This is a genomic window from Brevibacterium oceani, assembly GCF_017948325.1.
Lineage (GTDB): Bacteria > Actinomycetota > Actinomycetes > Actinomycetales > Brevibacteriaceae > Brevibacterium > Brevibacterium oceani.
In genome coordinates this window covers 3,959,332-3,974,019 of sequence record NZ_CP072846.1, presented here as the reverse complement: position 1 = coordinate 3,974,019, position 14,688 = coordinate 3,959,332, and the positions used below count along the sequence as shown (strand labels likewise).

Here is a 14,688-nt window from a genome sequence, read left to right as displayed (position 1 = left end):
TCTACCACTCGATCTCGGTCATGGCGGTGTTGAGGCCGGACCCGACGCCCATGCACAGGATGCGGTCGCCGGGCTGCAGGTTGTCGGCCTCGCGGGCAAGGGTGATGGGCAGGGAGGCCGGGCCGACGTTGCCCAGTTCCGGATAGGTCACGGGGATCCGGTCGGGGTCGAGGTTCGCGGCCTTCGTGATCGAATTCGTGTGCACATCGGAGACCTGGTGCATGACGTAGCGGTCCATGTCCTGCCAGTCCCAGCCGTCGTTGTGGGCTTCCTCCCACGCGGCGACGACGAGTTCCATGCCCCCGGCGAGCAGGCCCTTGGTGTCGGTGAACATGCCGTTGTGGTCACCGACGCACAGTTCGTGGTGCTGGGTGGCGGCACGGGTGATCCCGCCGAGGATGCGGTGGCCTTCCGGATGTCTGTCGGCCGGTCCGAGGACGGCGGCGGCGGCTCCCGAACCCAGTGTCAGCGAGGCGAATTCGTTGAGGTATTCCTCGCGGGTGATCTCCGGGCGGTTGAGGCGGCGCAGTGTGGCCTCCTGGACCCGGGAGGCGTCTTCACCGGCGACGACGAGGGCGTATTCGATCTGCCCGGCGTCGATCATGTTCGCGGCCAGAGTCATGCCGTTGACGAACCCGAGGCAGGCGTTGGCGATGTCGAAGTTCATCGCCTGCGGGCCCAGACCGATGCCGGCGTGGACGCCGACGGCCACCGACGGCTCGAGGTGCTCACGGGTGACGGAGGTGTTGACCATGAGTCCGATGGCCTCGGGGGACACGCGGGATTCGGCGAGGGCCTTCTTGCCCGCAGTGATCGCGCCCTCGGCGAACTGATGGGGCTGGTCCCAATTGCGGCGAGCGTAGACGCCGGCGACCCGCTGGAGCAGGCCCTGCGGCAGGCTGAGGGTCTTGAGAGTATCGGCGAGGCGTTCGTCGAATTCCTGCGAGGTCACTTCGTTCGGGGCCAGTGTCTCGGTCAGGCCGAGCAGGGCCACGTTCGAGTGCCGAAATGTTGCGTTGCCGTTCGCCAATTGAGGTACTCATCCCTTTTCGGGTCGTTCGTCGGGTCGGTCTGGGCCGCTGAGACGCGCGCGTGGCGCGGCACGACGGGGGAAGTCCGGGACTATCTTACCGCCCAGTTTCTGAGATGTTCATCAGCGTGTGAACCACGTGAAGGCGTCGTAGAGGGTTCCGGTGGCAGCGAGGACGGCGATGATCGCAAGAACGATCGAGGTCACGGTGTGTGAGACCTTGTTCGTCTGGAAGCGCACGGCACGCGAGTACGACATCGGCCGATCGGTGACGAAATGCCCGAACTGGGCGAAGATCCGCCAGTCCATGACGTCGACGAGGGACTTCGCGGCCAGCGTGAAGACGATGATGCAGCCGATGCCCATGAACAGCAGGAACACGAAGCCGAAGAACCCGAAGTCCTTGAAGAATGTCACAACGCGGTCGCCGATGGCCAGGGCGAAGGCGGAGAATCCGTCGCTGAAGGGCAGTGCGTCGAAGGAGTCGGTGATCGTGCCGAGGCTGACGTTGTCGCGCTGGGTCTGCACCGAGCCGATGTACATGAAGATCGAGGCCGCCAGGGCGACGATGAGGTTGATGATCGTGATCGTGGCGTTGTCCGGCCAGAAATCCAGGTGCTTCAGTGTGTAGGTCGCCGACAGTGCCACGCAGATGATGGCGCCGGTGAGCGCACCGATGGTGGCCGGCAGCAGGAGGTTGTTGAAGAAGACGAAGGCGACGACGGCGATGAGTGCGGCGCCGAAGATATAGGTGAACACAGCAAAGGTGTCACCGTTCGAGGCGGTCGCGGCTCGGCGGTTCGCTTCGACCATCTGACCGGAGTGCTGGATGTTCGCGGCGAGTTCGGCCTTGGTGGCTCGGGGTTCGTCGGCATCGTCGTCGTAGCCGGCGCCGTAGCCGGAGTTGTTCGGCAGGACGCGGGTCTCGTCCTCACTGCTGTAGGCACGAGTAGGCTGGTTGTACCCGCCCTGCTGGTACCCGCCCTGCTGGTACCCGCCCTGGTTGTAGCCGCCCTGAGTGGTCGGTCTGCTGGATGCCGACCGTGGCTGCCATCGTCCGAGCTTCGCACCGATGATGTAGATGACGAAGACGACGAGTGCTGCGAGGACTCCGATGGAGATGCCGGCGCCGAGCTCGTTCATAAGGGGACTTCCTGCGGATCGATGAAGTTGGTCTGTGATGTAGTCTATGGATCTTTGTCCGCCTGGGCACCTCCGACATCCTCCGCCGAGCGGCGAGGAGTGCGTCTCCCCTCCGATATGGGGTGGGCACGCGTGCCTCCTTCCGATCCGGGAAGGCACCTGCCGACCTTCGTCGGCGCAGGTGGGTAGGGTGGGGGACGAACCACTGAGACGTTCGAAGGAGAACCGCAATGGGCAACGCCCACGCTTTCACCACTGAGGCGCTGCCTCTTGACGAGCAGGTCGTCCTGGTCACCGGATCCGGTCGGGGCTTGGGCGCGGCCATCGCGAAGGCCTTCGCTCATACCGGGTCCGCCATCGTCATCAATTACCGCCGCTCAGCCGATGCGGCTGAGGAACTCGCCGAGGCGGTCCGTGCTCGTGGAGGACGTGCAGCGGCCATCGAGGCCGATGTCACCGACTCCCGCGCGGTCGATGCGATGTTCGACTCCGCAGCCGCCGAGTTCGGCGCCCCCGTATCCACCGTGGTCAACAGCGCCTTGATGGATTTCTCCTTCAACGGTGACGAACGGCAGCCCGCGGATGAGATCGACTACTCCGATTTCGCGGATCAGTTCCGGGGGACCATCGAGGGTGCGCTGAATGCGATCCAGTCGGCGATGCGAGGGTTCCGGGAGATCGGCTCCGGCCGAGTCGTCAACATCGGCACGAACCTCGTCCAGGACCCAGTCGTCCCCTACCACGACTACACCGCAGCGAAGGCGGCTCTGCTGTCTCTGACCAGGACCTTCGCCAAGGACCTCGGACCGGCAGGAGTGCGGGTGAACATGGTCTCGGGTGGCCTGCTGCGCACCACCGACGCGTCATCGCAGACCCCGGACGAGGTGTTCGAGCAGATCGCTGCGGCCAGCGCACTGGGCAGGGTGACCACTCCGGAGGAGTTCGCCTCGGCGGTGGTGTTCTTCGCGTCCCCGGCCTCCCGGGCCATCACGGGCCAGAACCTCGTCGTCGACAACGGCCTCGTCATGGACTGAGGCCGCTAGGGCGCTCCTTTCACACCTGACCGGTGTAGACCGCGTATCCGGGCGTCGACCGTTCATGCCGACGTCGATAGCGCATCCCAGCTCGACCTCGAAAGACCGGCCGTTCAACTCAGCGACACCGGGCCGATCACTCGTGTCGCCGGCGAGGTCGGTTTGAGCAAAGAGACGCTGCAAGTCTGGATGCGCAATCACACAGAGAATCCGGCAAGGCCACACCAGCTGAGTCGGTCGAATTCGAGGCGGAGAAACGTCGGCTGTGGGCCGAGTATCGGAGTCGAGCCAATCGTGCGGCCTTTTGAAAGAGATTGCGGCACGGATTGCTTTGAGCTCGAATTACGCCTACGAGAGGCGCCCCGGCCTGACCACAACAAAGAGCGTGGTCCTCGCTGTGGTCAAGTTGTCCGAGAGCGAGTCTCGAAGATCTAGCCTCACCCGACCTACTTGAAAACGAGGTACGCGCTCCTCGCTGCGAGCTTGTCATTGCGAACGAGCACACGATGCTCAGCCTTGGCATTATTGAATCAACACGACACGACCACTCGACTAGTGGCAGAATCTAATATGTCATGGAAAATATTCGACGTGGTGGTCGGCCTCAGACCGGGGAACCTGTTTTGGTTCGAGCTTTCCGCATTCTCGATGCCTTCAGCGTAGAGGATCCGGCGCTAAGCCTCACGGAGCTCAGTGAGCGTGCTGGTATTCCGCTGAGCACTACTCTGCGTTTAGCTCAGAGTCTGGTACGGCTGGGGGTCGCGGAACGTCTCCCTGATGGCAGGTTCACCGTGGGCCTTCGAATGTTCGAGTACGCTGCGCTTGCTCCGCGTGGGCACGGACTGCGGGCAATAGCTCTGCCCTACATGGAGGATCTGCATCACGCAACGGGGCAACACATTCAGCTGGCTGTGCGGGAGAACAACGAAGCGGTGATCATCGAACGACTCTCATCGACTCGAGCTGCCAAGGTGCTCTGGAGTCCGGGCGCTCGGGTTCCGTTGCACGGCACTGGTCTGGGCCTCATCTTGCTTGCTCACGCCCAGCCAGAATTCCAGGCCGCCTATCTCACGCGCTCGCTCACGCTGGAGCCCGAGCCGACCAAGCTCGATCCTGACGAACTACGCGCTCAACTGCAGGACGTGCGATCCGAAGGTGTGGCACGTTTTTCCCGCACGCGACCGGAGCCTGCCGAAACGATCGCCGCGCCTGTGTTCGATCGCTTGGGCGACTGCGTGGCGGCGCTTTCTGTGCTGGGGGCCGGAGGGAGCCTCAACCCACAGATGGTCGAGCCGGCCATCGTGGCAATCGCGCGCGCGATCTCCCGTGACGTCAGCAGGCTCGCCCTGCGCCCCCCCGAAATAGCGAGCTCACTCAACAGACGATGCGTCAGATTCCGCGGGCAAAGTAGCGAACGCGGTACGAAGCGAAGCTGCGAACTCATCGGGCATATCCAGATATGACAGATGGTGACCGGGAAAATCAAAATACGGGATGCCTAGCCGCTCTGCAACAAGCCGAGCAGTGCGCGCGTAGTATGCGTCACCACTCACTGTTCCGGCTGCTGTCGCCATCGGTTTCCCGGCTTGAGCAACCAGATCGAGATCCGGGGTGTACTTGCTAAGGGGGACGAACTCACGGCTCATGAACCACTCGCCGTTGTCGTGGAAGCCCGTGGAGCCATCTGGATACTCACTGCTTCCACTGTCTACTCGAGCTGCTTTGGAGGCACCGTCGCGGCCAACTGCCCGTAACCATCCCTATGGTGATCTCGAATCACACCAGTACGGCCGATCACGCGCACTCCTTCGGCATTCCGTTTTTCCATGTCCCCTCGCAGGGACCGGACAAGTCGGCCGCAGAAGCTGAGATCCTGGAACTGCTCACCGGCAATGTCGATTTCGTTGTACTCGCCCGGTACATGCAGATCATCTCCGAGAGCCTTTTGGACCAATTAGGAGTCCCCGTGATCAACATCCACCATTCGTTCCTGCCCGCATTCATCGGCGCCTCTCCATATCGCAAGGCCAAGGAGCGTGGTGTTAAGCTCATCGGCGCGACGTCGCACTATGTCACCAAAGATCTCGATGAAGGGCCGATCATCGAGCAAGATGTCGCTCGCGTCGACCACTCCATGTCGGCCGCCGATCTGCAGGCTCGAGGAGCCTATGTCGAACGCGCCGTGCTCTCCCGCGCCGTGCAATGGCATGCGGAGGACCGTGTCATCAGACGTGGCAACCAGACCATCGTGTTTTAGCCGACTCAGGTGAAACGTCGAGGCCGTGGAACTGATTGTACAAATCCAGTCAGTGCGTCGTCGAGGATACGTTCTGGGTCATCTACGGTCTGCCCCACCCAAGCGATATGTTGGTCAGGACGCACCAAGATCAGGTCGCCTGCGGCAGCCATATGGGAGAGTGGGATGCATCGGCGCCGGGCGTCCTGCACCAGCGCCGATGCATGGGATGCTGGACCGATCACAGTGAACTCTCGCCCCAGTACGTCGAAGAGCGCACGGCCTTGTCTCCTTCGATGCGGCATGCGGTTTCCCGCAGTCGCAATTGGGCGATACTCGGCCAATGTAGGAGTCTGCTTGGCTGCGCTATCACCGTATCCGTAGCCGAACACGAGTCCATCAGCATAGAACTCGGGGCTCTTGAGTTCGCGGATGCGAGCGGCGTGGTTCGCCATCGCGGTCGAGCTGTCCTCTAATAATCCGTCGCTGAGATCGTTCGAAAGTGCCTTCATATTTGACTGTGCAAGTGCAATCGTCTGAGCCGCAACCGGCTTGCGCTCGGCAGCATAGCTGTCTAACAGATGCTCAGGAGCCCAACCATTGATAACTGCGGCGAGCTTCCAACCGATGTTGACGGCATCTCCGACACCAGTGTTGAACCCGTGGCCGCCCCATGGAGGGTTCTGATGCGCGGCGTCACCGACAACGAACAATCTCCCACGGCGGTACTCCTGAGCAATCAGCATCCGAGCCTGCCAGGGATCGGTAGCAACGATCTCGATGTCGATATCGGATCCGACGAGGCCTTGAATGATCCGGCGGGCCTCAACATCATCGGAAACACTCTCGGTGCCCGTGGAGATGGCCCACCACGTACCGTCGAGGTCGAGCGGACCCACTACACCAGGGCAAGAGGGGTCGAGTACCCAGTATTGGAGCGACGGGGGATGGCGAATCTTGTCGGCCAATTCGCGTGACCTAAAGGTGATGTTGACGTTCGGACGCCCACCACTTGCGCCAGCGTAACGCGTGCCCATTGCCGCTCGCACAGCACTTCGCGGACCATCCGCTCCGACCACCCATGAGGTCGTCAGCGGTGTGTCGCGCCCGTTCTGGTCCCGTATAGTCACGACGACATGCTCTCTCTGTTCTTCGAGCCGTGTGACCTCCCAGCCGTACAGCGTCGTGATTCCCTCACGCTCGCTCACCGCGCTCCGGAGCACTTCTTCGACGCGACCCTGGCTTATCTGCTGAGCCTTTTCGGGACTGACCTCGTCCGGAACACTCAAACCGAGACAGCCGTCCAAATGGGCCACCTCCTTGCCGGAGAGTGTTTCCACAAAAGTCACCCGTTGGGACCAATCCACCGGCAACGAGGCAGCTTCGCGCACGCGACCGGAGATCCCCCAACGGCGAAAATGCTCCATGGTTCGTGCTGAAGTCGTCTTCGCTCGCGGACGAGAGTGATCGATGAGAACTCTGGGCTCCACGATCGTGACAGGCACGCCGTGAGAATCGAGTTCGAGAGCAGCGCAAAGACCTACTGGTCCCCCACCCACAATCAGCACGGGAAGAATATTCTGGGCCATTCACACTCCGACCTCGAGATAGTACGTGATGCTTCGACAATGGAGCAGGGAGGAGGGATTCCGATGACGGACTTCCAATGATTGGCATGGGCCAGAGGCGATTGATCAACACTGTTCCGGACGCGAGCAGTCGTAAGAGTTCCAATCAGTGGAACTATTCCGCGATCGAGGTCTGAACTGCGCCTACATTGAACAACACACCATCCGTCACTCGAGGAGGACACATGACCGTGAACCGAAACCGCTGCAGACCGATCAGCGGACCGGTCTTCCATCACACGACCTTCGCCACGCTCAAACTGGATGAAATGGTCGAGTTCTACAAGAAGGTGGCTGGGCTGGAGCCGGTCTTCCACGGAAAGGGCGGTGCATGGCTCACCAACGACGCAGCGAATCACCGAATCGCGCTCCTCGCGTTGCCTGACCTGATTCCACCGGAAAATAAGGGTCATACCTCTGGCCTGCATCACACTGCGTTTGAGTACGACGACTTTGAAGCGTGGGTGGACCATTACGAGCGGCTTGCCATAGAGGGAATCGAACCGTTCATGGGTCTTGACCACGGGATGACCATGTCGATGTACTACCAGGACCCCGAGGGCAACGGTGTGGAGATCCAAGTTGACAATTTCGCTGACTGGAGAAGCTCGAAAGAGTATATGCGGACTTCGCAGGACTTCTCGGACAATCCCATCGGTGAGTACTTCGATCCCGTGAAAGTCGTAGCCGCACGCGCCGACGGACTGAGCCATGCAGAGGTTCACCGGCGAGCGATGGCGGGAACATATCGGCCGGAGGCCATTCCCGAAGTCCACCTTCCGGAACTGTGGTGACCCATGCGGATCGGAAATCTTAATGGCCGGCTCGTCCTCTTTGAGGGTCGATTCGCCGTCGACGTTCAGAGCGCGAGCGACGGGAAATTCTCGTCGGATCCGCAAGCGATCTACGCTCGATGGGGTGAGTTTCGCGAATGGGCTGACGCAGCGTCCAAGCGCCAATCTGGGGTCGAGTACGATTTTCGCGATCTCGGGGCGGCGGTTCCTCGGCCACCACAAGTATTCGCAATCGGATTGAACTATGCCGATCACGCCGACGAATCCGGCTTCCGCGCCCCCGATAACCCTGTGGTTTTCACGAAGTACGTGTCGAGCTTCGCAGGGGCGGACGTCGACGTCGCACTCACCGGTGAGCGCGTGGACTGGGAGGCTGAGCTTGTCGTCGTGATTGGGGAGGGAGGTCGTGACATTCCCGAATCTGAGAGCTGGGCGCACATTGCTGGTCTCGCTGTCGGTCAGGATCTGAGCGACCGTACTATCCAGTTTTGGGGAGATCCGCCGCAGTTCAGTCTGGGTAAGTCGTCGGCCGGATTCACCCCGCTCGGCCCGTGGGTTGCGTCTGTCGACGAGGTCAGTGCCGGCCACGACATCAACGCTCTCGGAATCCGCTGTGTGCTCCACGAGCTGGATGGCACGGAGCGGGTGCTTCAGGATGGCAACACGCAGCTCATGATCTTCTCGGTTCCCGCGTTGGTGGCTCGGTTGTCTAGCATCGTCGAGCTACTCCCGGGCGATGTGATCTTCACTGGAACTCCGGCGGGTGTCGGCATCGGGCGGAACCCGCAGGAGTTTCTGCGAGTAGGTCAAACCCTGTACACAGAAATCGACGGTATCGGAGCCATTGTCCAACGCTTCATTGGCTCTAGCTCAGGCAACGTGTCGGATGGCTGATGTAGAGGCGAAACACACTCCACGGATTTGGCCATGGATTCCACTCAGGTGGCAGAGCTCGTCTCCGACCGCGAACGGATTCTGCATTCCGATCAATGGAAGTCGTTTGCGGCTTATGTCCTGACCGCGCATACATTGAGCCAAGCCGCCCTCGTGCCTCAAGAAGGAGACGCTACTGTGATCCGAAACCGCCGCGGACCGATCACTCGGCCGATCTTCCACCGTACGACCGGTTGTCTGAATCGACTATAGCCATTGCCTGGCCGGCCGGTCAGGTACGCAGAGGAGTTTCAATGTCGTTACTCACCAAACCAACCCACACTCGAGTGACCCTGCTCGTCGTAGTAATGTTCCTAGCTATCGCCGCATTTCAGGCCGCGGCAACGATGATTTTCCCGGCGCTCCCGACCATTGCCGCCGATTTGAGGGCCTCGCAAAGCGATATCTCGCTCTCGCAGAGTCTCTTTTTCGCAGTCGGAGGCCTTGCCGCAGCTTCCCTGCCGTTAAGCGACCGGGTCGGCCGTCGCGCAATGCTCCTGGTGGTCATCATCCTTGGCATCGTCGGAAGTGTACTGATCGCGACGACCTCGGTACTGCCTCTCTATAACGTCGGCCGCTGGATGCAGGCCCCGGGAGTAATTGCACTCCCACTCGCGTTCCTCATTCTTCGCGAGCACGTCTCCGATGAGCGTTACTCCGTCATTCTTGGGTGGTTGAGCGCCCTCAATCTTGGCGCAACGGGCGTCGATGGAATCGTCGGCGGATGGGTCACCGACACCATTGGCTATAGCGGGATATTCTGGATCGCGGCAGCCTTGGGCGTGCTGGGCTTCGCGGGAGTCCTTCTGGTCGTCCCACAAGGCGACGGCAAGCGAAAGGGCGTAGTCGACTGGCCCGGACTCGTCGTCCTCGGAGTCGCCATGCTGTGCATATCGATCGGTCTCGGGCAAGCAGGAAGCGAAGGGTGGAGCTCTCCTCGCACTCTCGGGCTGCTGATTGTCGGCTTCGTCCTTCTGGTGATGTTCATTCTTGTCGAGCGCACGGTGAAGCACCCCATCATAACGGTGCGACACCTCGCAAGCAGGGAGGTGTTTGCTGTTCCAATTGTGTGCCTCTTCGGGATGGCAGGCTTCCTCAGCGTCTTTTCGATCCTGGCACCGTTTTGGCTTCAGCTTCCAACCGAGGCGGGTGGAGGCGGACTCTCGGCAACGATCTACGCACTGTTGACGGTGCCGGGTACGATCGTGTCGTTCTTCCTTGCACCCATATGCGGTGTGATCGCCCGACGAGCTGGGTGGTGGCCCGTGTTGTTCACAGGCGTTGTGATCTCTCTGTTCACACTCATCGGGATGACGCTCTCACTGAGGTCGACCGTCGCAACACTTATCTTTTTCGGCTTGCTGTCTGCTGTCTTCGGAGGAGTCGCGATCACCGCGGCCAACGGGCTCGGGGTTTTGCGATCTCCCAAGGAGAGTTCGGCATTTCTGCCCGGCATCAACGCAATCATGTTCTCCTTCGGCTCGTCGTTCGGTTCAGCGCTTGTGGGATCGCTGATCGCAAAGCCTTCCCTCGAATCATTCGTCATGGCCTTCGCAGTCGCGGTCGCGCTGATGCTCATCGCTTTCGCATTCGTTGTCCTCATGCCGCGTCGCAGCGGCACCAGTGATACGAATGCCGCTGTCAATGTATAGGAGCGCAGAGCTGGAGCGACCGTCATGGATCGACCGCCACTGCATTGCGTATGCGGTCACGCACAGACAATTTACACTCAGATGCAAGAGGAGGACGCCATGAATGATTCATCCGCAAAGCCACTGACCCTGCTCGATGGCAAGATAACCGGATTCGCTGAGATTCCCGACGACTCGGCGGACCGACCACTTGTTGTGTTCCTGCACGGTGGTGGTGCCGATGCACTCGAAACGATGCTTCCCGGCCACTCCCAACTCGGGGTCGTCGCGCACAATGGCTATCCCGCTTTCGCGCTCAACCGGCCCGGGTACCGCGACAGTGCCCTTCCGTCGCGGTCGGAGGGCTCAGATGGATGGTTTGCCGCAAGCGCGCAGCGGCTCAATGACGCCATCGCCGAGCTGTGGGAGCAGTTCGGGGAGCGTTCACGCGGCGTCGTCATCCATGGCTGCTCGATTGGCGGAGCCGTCTCGCTGACACTGGCCTCACAGTGGAGCGCAAACGCAGAGCGCGGCGATGCACGTTGGCCCCTCCTTGGGGTCGCCGTCGTCGATGTCGGGCATATTGTCCCAGAGCGCGTGCGCGCACAATGGCACAACACGGAGGACGGCGAATTTGTTGCCGACCTGCGAGCTGTCGCCGATCTGCCCACACCCCCGACCTGGTCACTCCCCATCCTCCAACGCCCCAACACCCCAGCTCGTATACCGCGTGCCGAGCTGCTGGAGATCGTCGACGGCTGGCAACAGGACTGGCGCAGCGTGGCGAGTACGATCGCCGTCCCTGTGCACTATCGGCTCGCTGAACACGATGTGTTGTGGGAAGTCGGCGACAAGACCATCGATGAGATGCTCGATTCACTCGGTATCGCCTCACCCTATGTGGACGGCAAGATCGTCCCCGGCGCCTCGCACCCGGTGATGGACGGGCTGCTCGGGCAGACGCATACCTTCGAGACCCTGGCGTTCACGGCTTTGTGTCACGCCGCGTCCGTTCGACCAGAGATCTTGGCCGGCCGATCGGATGCGCCTTGAAGCCGGCCGACTGTCAAGCCCCGGGTTTGATGGAGAGTTTTCTACTTGGAAATCGTCAGCTTGTGCACGAGCTAGGCAGCCCGTGGCAGCGCGTTGAAATAGTCTGCTCGGAACGCAGCGGGAGTCGCACCACCGAGTGCTCCGTGAGGCCGGTACGTGTTGAACCAGTGCACCCACTCCGCCGTGGAGATCTCGACATCATCAATACCTTTCCACGGACCCTTGTTCCGGATCAGCTCGGCCTTATAGAGTGAATTTAAGGCTTCGGCAAGGGCGTTATCGTACGAGTCGCCTTTCGACCCGACAGAGGCGACGGCGTCTTGTTCGGCCAGGGCCTCGCCATAGCGAATCGCCCGATACTGGACCCCGCGATCTGAGTGGTGCACCAGCCCGGATAGGTCGCCACCTGCACGTTTCCGCTGATAGATCCCCATCTGCAGAGCATCAAGAGCCAACTCGGTATGCAGCGATCTCGAGACTTGCCAGCCGACGATCTCGCGGTTGAACACGTCGGTGACGAACGCGACGTAGACCCACCCGGTGAACGTGTGCACATAAGTTATGTCGGCAACCCACAGCCGGTCAGGGGCGAAAGCCGCGAAGTGGCGATCGACGAGATCGGCTGGACAGTTCTCCCGCGGTGCTGACCGTGTGGTGTTCGGTGCTTTGGCCCTCTTGATCCCGTGTAATCCGAGGTCTTTCATCAGGCGTTCGATCGTGCATCGGGCTACATGCCCGCGCCCTAACGGGTCGGGTTCGCGGTTGAGGACGATGTGCATCTTCCGGGCTCCGAACGCATCGTAGTTGTTCGTATGCACCCTGCTGATCTCCTCTTTCAGGATCTCGTCACGTTTCTGCCTATTCGAGGCTGGCCGCTGTTTGCGGGCATAGTAGGTACTCGGAGCGATCTTCACGCCGGCAGCACGCAGCGTGGAACAGATCGGCTCGACTCCGAATTCGTCCTTATGCTCGTCGATGAAGGCGACGATTACTTCGAGGGGCGGTCGAGCTCCGCCGCGAAGAAAGCCGACGCCGACTTCAGGATCTGGTTAGCCCGGCGCAGTTCCCGGTTCTCTTTCTCGAGGTCCTTGATCCGCTGGGCATCAGCGGTGGTGGTGCCGGGCCGGTCGCCGGCATCGACCTGGTCCTGGTTGACCCACGACCGCAGCGTTTCGGGGTTGACACCGAGCTGGTCGCCGATACGGCGGAAGATGCCGCGGCGGGCACCCGGGTCAGCTTCGAGTGCGTCGAGGACCATGCGGACTGCTCTCTCACGAAGCTCGAGCGGGTATTTCTTTTGGGGCATGACAGGGAAGTCCTTTCCGTGGCTTCACTGTCTCCATTATTCCCGGGGCGAATCAGACCGCAGCTTCAGCCATTCACCAACCACACGTGGAATCACACCTCATGAACACAACAAAAGCCGAACCCCGACACAGCACATCTCCAGCGCCCCAGGCCACCACACCGATCTATCTGGACTGCGATCCCGGCATCGATGACGCCACAGCACTCACCTTCCTGTTGCGTACCCACCGCGCCTCCCTTGTCGGGGTCGGAACCGTGGCGGGAAACGTCGATGCCTACACGGGCGCGTGTAACGCCGCCGACCTTCTTCAACTAGCCGGACGACTTGACATCCCGGTCGCAATCGGCGCAACGCGCCCGCTGGCCGGGGACTTCTCGGGCGGGTTTCCGCACGTGCACGGCGAGGATGGGTTCGGCGGAGTCTCACTCCCGCCGGCAGCGTTGTCCGAAGACGCCGAGGACGCGATCGAGCAGCTGATCAACTGTGCTCGGCGCTATGCCGGTCGGCTGCGCGTCGTCGCGGTCGGCCCGCTGACCAACCTGGCGCTCGCACTGGAGCGCGAGCCCGCACTGGCCGAGTTGCTCGACGAGGTGTTCGTCATGGGGGGCGCTCTCGACGTCCCAGGCAACGTGACCCCATTCGCCGAAGCCAACTTCTGGTCCGACCCGGAGGCAGCCGATCAGGTTCTGCGCTCAAAAGTCTCCGTTACTGTCGTCCCATTAGACGTCACGATGGACCACGCGCTGACGAGTTCTCAGGTGGGTCGGATGAGCACATCCGCAGATCCGTTGGCGCGATCACTCGCGGACATGCTCCGCTTCTACGGCGAACGGCACGAAGCTCTTCTCGGCGACGCCATCTTCGCGCTTCACGATCCCCTGACCGCTGCGCTCGCGACACACACCGCCCTGATCTCGAACACGACGAACCTTCCCCTTCGCGTCGAAACCCGAGGCCAAGAACGGGGCGCGTTGACGATGGGCACCGATCAGACACCAAACGTTCGCATCGTCCGCACCGCACGAGAAACGGCAGCCGCCGAGATCCTGCAGATCATCCTCATGGAAACGAGCGCCCATGGCTGAGGCCGTCACCGTTATCGGATCTGTGAACATCGACACCGTCGTGATGGTGCGCCGCATGCCTATGGCCGGACAAACGGTTCCAGGTCGCTCGCTCAATCGCCGGCCCGGGGGCAAAGGCGCAAATCAGGCCGTGGCCGCAGCCGCGGCAGGAGTTCCAACCCGCTTGATAGCTGCTTTCGGCACAGACGACTTCGGAGCTGCATACCGGCACGGCCTTCAAACGCGCTACGGGCTGGATGTCGCCAGTAGCGTCTGCGTCGAAATGCCCACCGGCGAGGCGATCATCACAGTCGATGAGAAGGGGGAGAACTCGATTGTCACAGTCGCCGGGGCCAACGACTCGCTCGACGTGGCCACCGTAATCGATCGGCTAGGTCATACCGGCTGGGTACTGTTGCAGTGCGAGATCCCATCGAGTGTCGTGCTCGCTGTGATTCACGCTGCCCGAGAACGAGGCATGAAGATCGCTCTGAACGCTTCACCCGTCATACCGGAGATCGAAATACTCGCTCCTCTCTGCGACCTTGTCATCGCAAACGAGCACGAGGCGTCACAGATCTCGAAACAGAACAACCTCTGCATCACGCGCGGCTCGGCAGACGTCACCTTGGGAGACCTCACCGTCGCGCCCCACACGGTGAATCCGGTCGACACAACTGGTGCGGGAGATGCGTTCGCCGGCACCCTCGTGGCTTCACTCGCGCTAGGCCAATCCAAGATCAACGCGCTAAAGGCCGCCGTGCGAGCAAGCGCGGACGTCGTTCAATTCCACGGTGCACAGCCGTGGCAGTTCTAAACCAGTGCGACTCGCT

The 14,688-nt window shown here is 61.4% G+C and carries 12 protein-coding genes, 1 pseudogene and 1 other annotated feature; of the genes and pseudogenes, 9 read left to right on the top strand and 4 right to left on the bottom strand.

Annotated features, from left to right (window positions below; genetic code table 11):
• Nucleotide 1: 1 nt before the first annotated feature.
• Together J9314_RS17620 and J9314_RS17615 are read right to left on the bottom strand one after the other, a co-directional pair.
• The gene (locus tag J9314_RS17620) at nucleotides 2-1,030 is read right to left on the bottom strand and encodes a 3-oxoacyl-ACP synthase III (protein WP_210603600.1); all 1,029 of its coding nucleotides are present in this window, start codon (nucleotides 1,028-1,030) and stop codon (nucleotides 2-4) included.
• A 123-nt stretch (nucleotides 1,031-1,153) separates the two neighbouring features.
• A complete protein-coding gene (locus J9314_RS17615; RefSeq protein WP_210603599.1) occupies nucleotides 1,154-2,173 on the bottom strand; it encodes a hypothetical protein in 1,020 nt (339 codons plus the stop codon).
• A gap of 230 nt (nucleotides 2,174-2,403) precedes the next feature.
• Here J9314_RS17615 and J9314_RS17610 point away from each other — a divergent pair, with 230 nt between their 5' ends.
• From J9314_RS17610 to J9314_RS17600, 3 genes and pseudogenes are all read left to right on the top strand, one after another.
• Complete coding sequence (locus J9314_RS17610) at nucleotides 2,404-3,207, top strand: 3-oxoacyl-ACP reductase (protein WP_210603598.1); 804 nt, start codon at nucleotides 2,404-2,406, stop codon at nucleotides 3,205-3,207.
• 575 nt (nucleotides 3,208-3,782) lie between these two features.
• The gene (locus tag J9314_RS17605) at nucleotides 3,783-4,670 is read left to right on the top strand and encodes an IclR family transcriptional regulator (RefSeq protein WP_210603597.1); all 888 of its coding nucleotides are present in this window, start codon (nucleotides 3,783-3,785) and stop codon (nucleotides 4,668-4,670) included.
• A gap of 239 nt (nucleotides 4,671-4,909) precedes the next feature.
• Nucleotides 4,910-5,464 (top strand): annotated as a pseudogene (locus J9314_RS17600) (formyltetrahydrofolate deformylase); the annotation flags it as partial.
• 5 nt (nucleotides 5,465-5,469) lie between these two features.
• On the opposite strand, the gene J9314_RS17595 reads toward J9314_RS17600, so the two are convergent.
• A complete protein-coding gene (locus tag J9314_RS17595) occupies nucleotides 5,470-7,032 on the bottom strand; it encodes an FAD-dependent monooxygenase (protein ID WP_210603596.1) in 1,563 nt (520 codons plus the stop codon).
• Nucleotides 7,033-7,256: 224 nt separating this feature from the next.
• Here J9314_RS17595 and J9314_RS17590 point away from each other — a divergent pair, with 224 nt between their 5' ends.
• The 4 genes from J9314_RS17590 to J9314_RS17575 all read left to right on the top strand — a co-directional run bounded on the left by J9314_RS17590 (nucleotide 7,257) and on the right by J9314_RS17575 (nucleotide 11,482).
• Nucleotides 7,257-7,865: a VOC family protein gene (locus tag J9314_RS17590; RefSeq protein WP_210603595.1), complete on the top strand. Its 609-nt coding sequence runs from the start codon at nucleotides 7,257-7,259 to the stop codon at nucleotides 7,863-7,865.
• A gap of 3 nt (nucleotides 7,866-7,868) precedes the next feature.
• Entirely contained in the window at nucleotides 7,869-8,759 is an 891-nt protein-coding gene (locus tag J9314_RS17585) for a fumarylacetoacetate hydrolase family protein (RefSeq protein ID WP_210603594.1), read from the top strand.
• A gap of 326 nt (nucleotides 8,760-9,085) precedes the next feature.
• Nucleotides 9,086-10,450, top strand: coding sequence for an MFS transporter (locus J9314_RS17580; protein ID WP_210603593.1), 1,365 nt, complete (start codon nucleotides 9,086-9,088; stop codon nucleotides 10,448-10,450).
• 99 nt (nucleotides 10,451-10,549) lie between these two features.
• On the top strand, nucleotides 10,550-11,482 hold the full coding sequence (locus J9314_RS17575) for an alpha/beta hydrolase family protein (protein ID WP_210603592.1): 933 nt from the start codon (nucleotides 10,550-10,552) through the stop codon (nucleotides 11,480-11,482).
• A 71-nt stretch (nucleotides 11,483-11,553) separates the two neighbouring features.
• Here J9314_RS17575 and J9314_RS17570 read toward each other — a convergent pair.
• Nucleotides 11,554-12,788, bottom strand: a protein-coding gene (locus J9314_RS17570) for an IS3 family transposase (protein WP_425514167.1) whose coding sequence is annotated in 2 segments (ribosomal slippage) — nucleotides 11,554-12,509 and nucleotides 12,509-12,788 — 1,236 coding nt in all. Because the reading frame shifts where the segments join, the coding sequence is not laid out codon by codon here.
• Nucleotides 12,382-12,510: a sequence feature (AL1L pseudoknot), on the bottom strand. Its footprint overlaps the gene before it by 129 nt.
• Nucleotides 12,789-12,889: 101 nt before the next feature.
• On the opposite strand from J9314_RS17570, the gene J9314_RS17560 reads away from it, so the two are divergent.
• Together J9314_RS17560 and J9314_RS17555 are read left to right on the top strand one after the other, a co-directional pair.
• Nucleotides 12,890-13,876 carry a nucleoside hydrolase gene (locus tag J9314_RS17560; RefSeq protein WP_210603591.1) on the top strand — a complete coding sequence of 329 codons (987 nt, stop codon included), beginning with the start codon at nucleotides 12,890-12,892 and terminating at the stop codon, nucleotides 13,874-13,876.
• Nucleotides 13,869-14,672: a ribokinase gene (locus tag J9314_RS17555; protein ID WP_210603590.1), complete on the top strand. Its 804-nt coding sequence runs from the start codon at nucleotides 13,869-13,871 to the stop codon at nucleotides 14,670-14,672. The genes J9314_RS17560 and J9314_RS17555 overlap by 8 nt, the downstream gene beginning before the upstream one ends.
• The last annotated feature ends 16 nt before the right edge of the window (nucleotides 14,673-14,688 follow it).

Coding starts and splice junctions, on each gene's coding strand:
- J9314_RS17615 (WP_210603599.1), bottom strand. CDS start 2,173: ATGAACGAGCTCGGCGCCGGCATCTCCATCGGAGTCCTCGCAGCACTC.
- J9314_RS17560 (WP_210603591.1), top strand. CDS start 12,890: ATGAACACAACAAAAGCCGAACCCCGACACAGCACATCTCCAGCGCCC.
- J9314_RS17605 (WP_210603597.1), top strand. CDS start 3,783: ATGGAAAATATTCGACGTGGTGGTCGGCCTCAGACCGGGGAACCTGTT.
- J9314_RS17585 (WP_210603594.1), top strand. CDS start 7,869: ATGCGGATCGGAAATCTTAATGGCCGGCTCGTCCTCTTTGAGGGTCGA.
- J9314_RS17575 (WP_210603592.1), top strand. CDS start 10,550: ATGAATGATTCATCCGCAAAGCCACTGACCCTGCTCGATGGCAAGATA.
- J9314_RS17555 (WP_210603590.1), top strand. CDS start 13,869: ATGGCTGAGGCCGTCACCGTTATCGGATCTGTGAACATCGACACCGTC.
- J9314_RS17610 (WP_210603598.1), top strand. CDS start 2,404: ATGGGCAACGCCCACGCTTTCACCACTGAGGCGCTGCCTCTTGACGAG.
- J9314_RS17595 (WP_210603596.1), bottom strand. CDS start 7,032: ATGGCCCAGAATATTCTTCCCGTGCTGATTGTGGGTGGGGGACCAGTA.
- J9314_RS17590 (WP_210603595.1), top strand. CDS start 7,257: ATGACCGTGAACCGAAACCGCTGCAGACCGATCAGCGGACCGGTCTTC.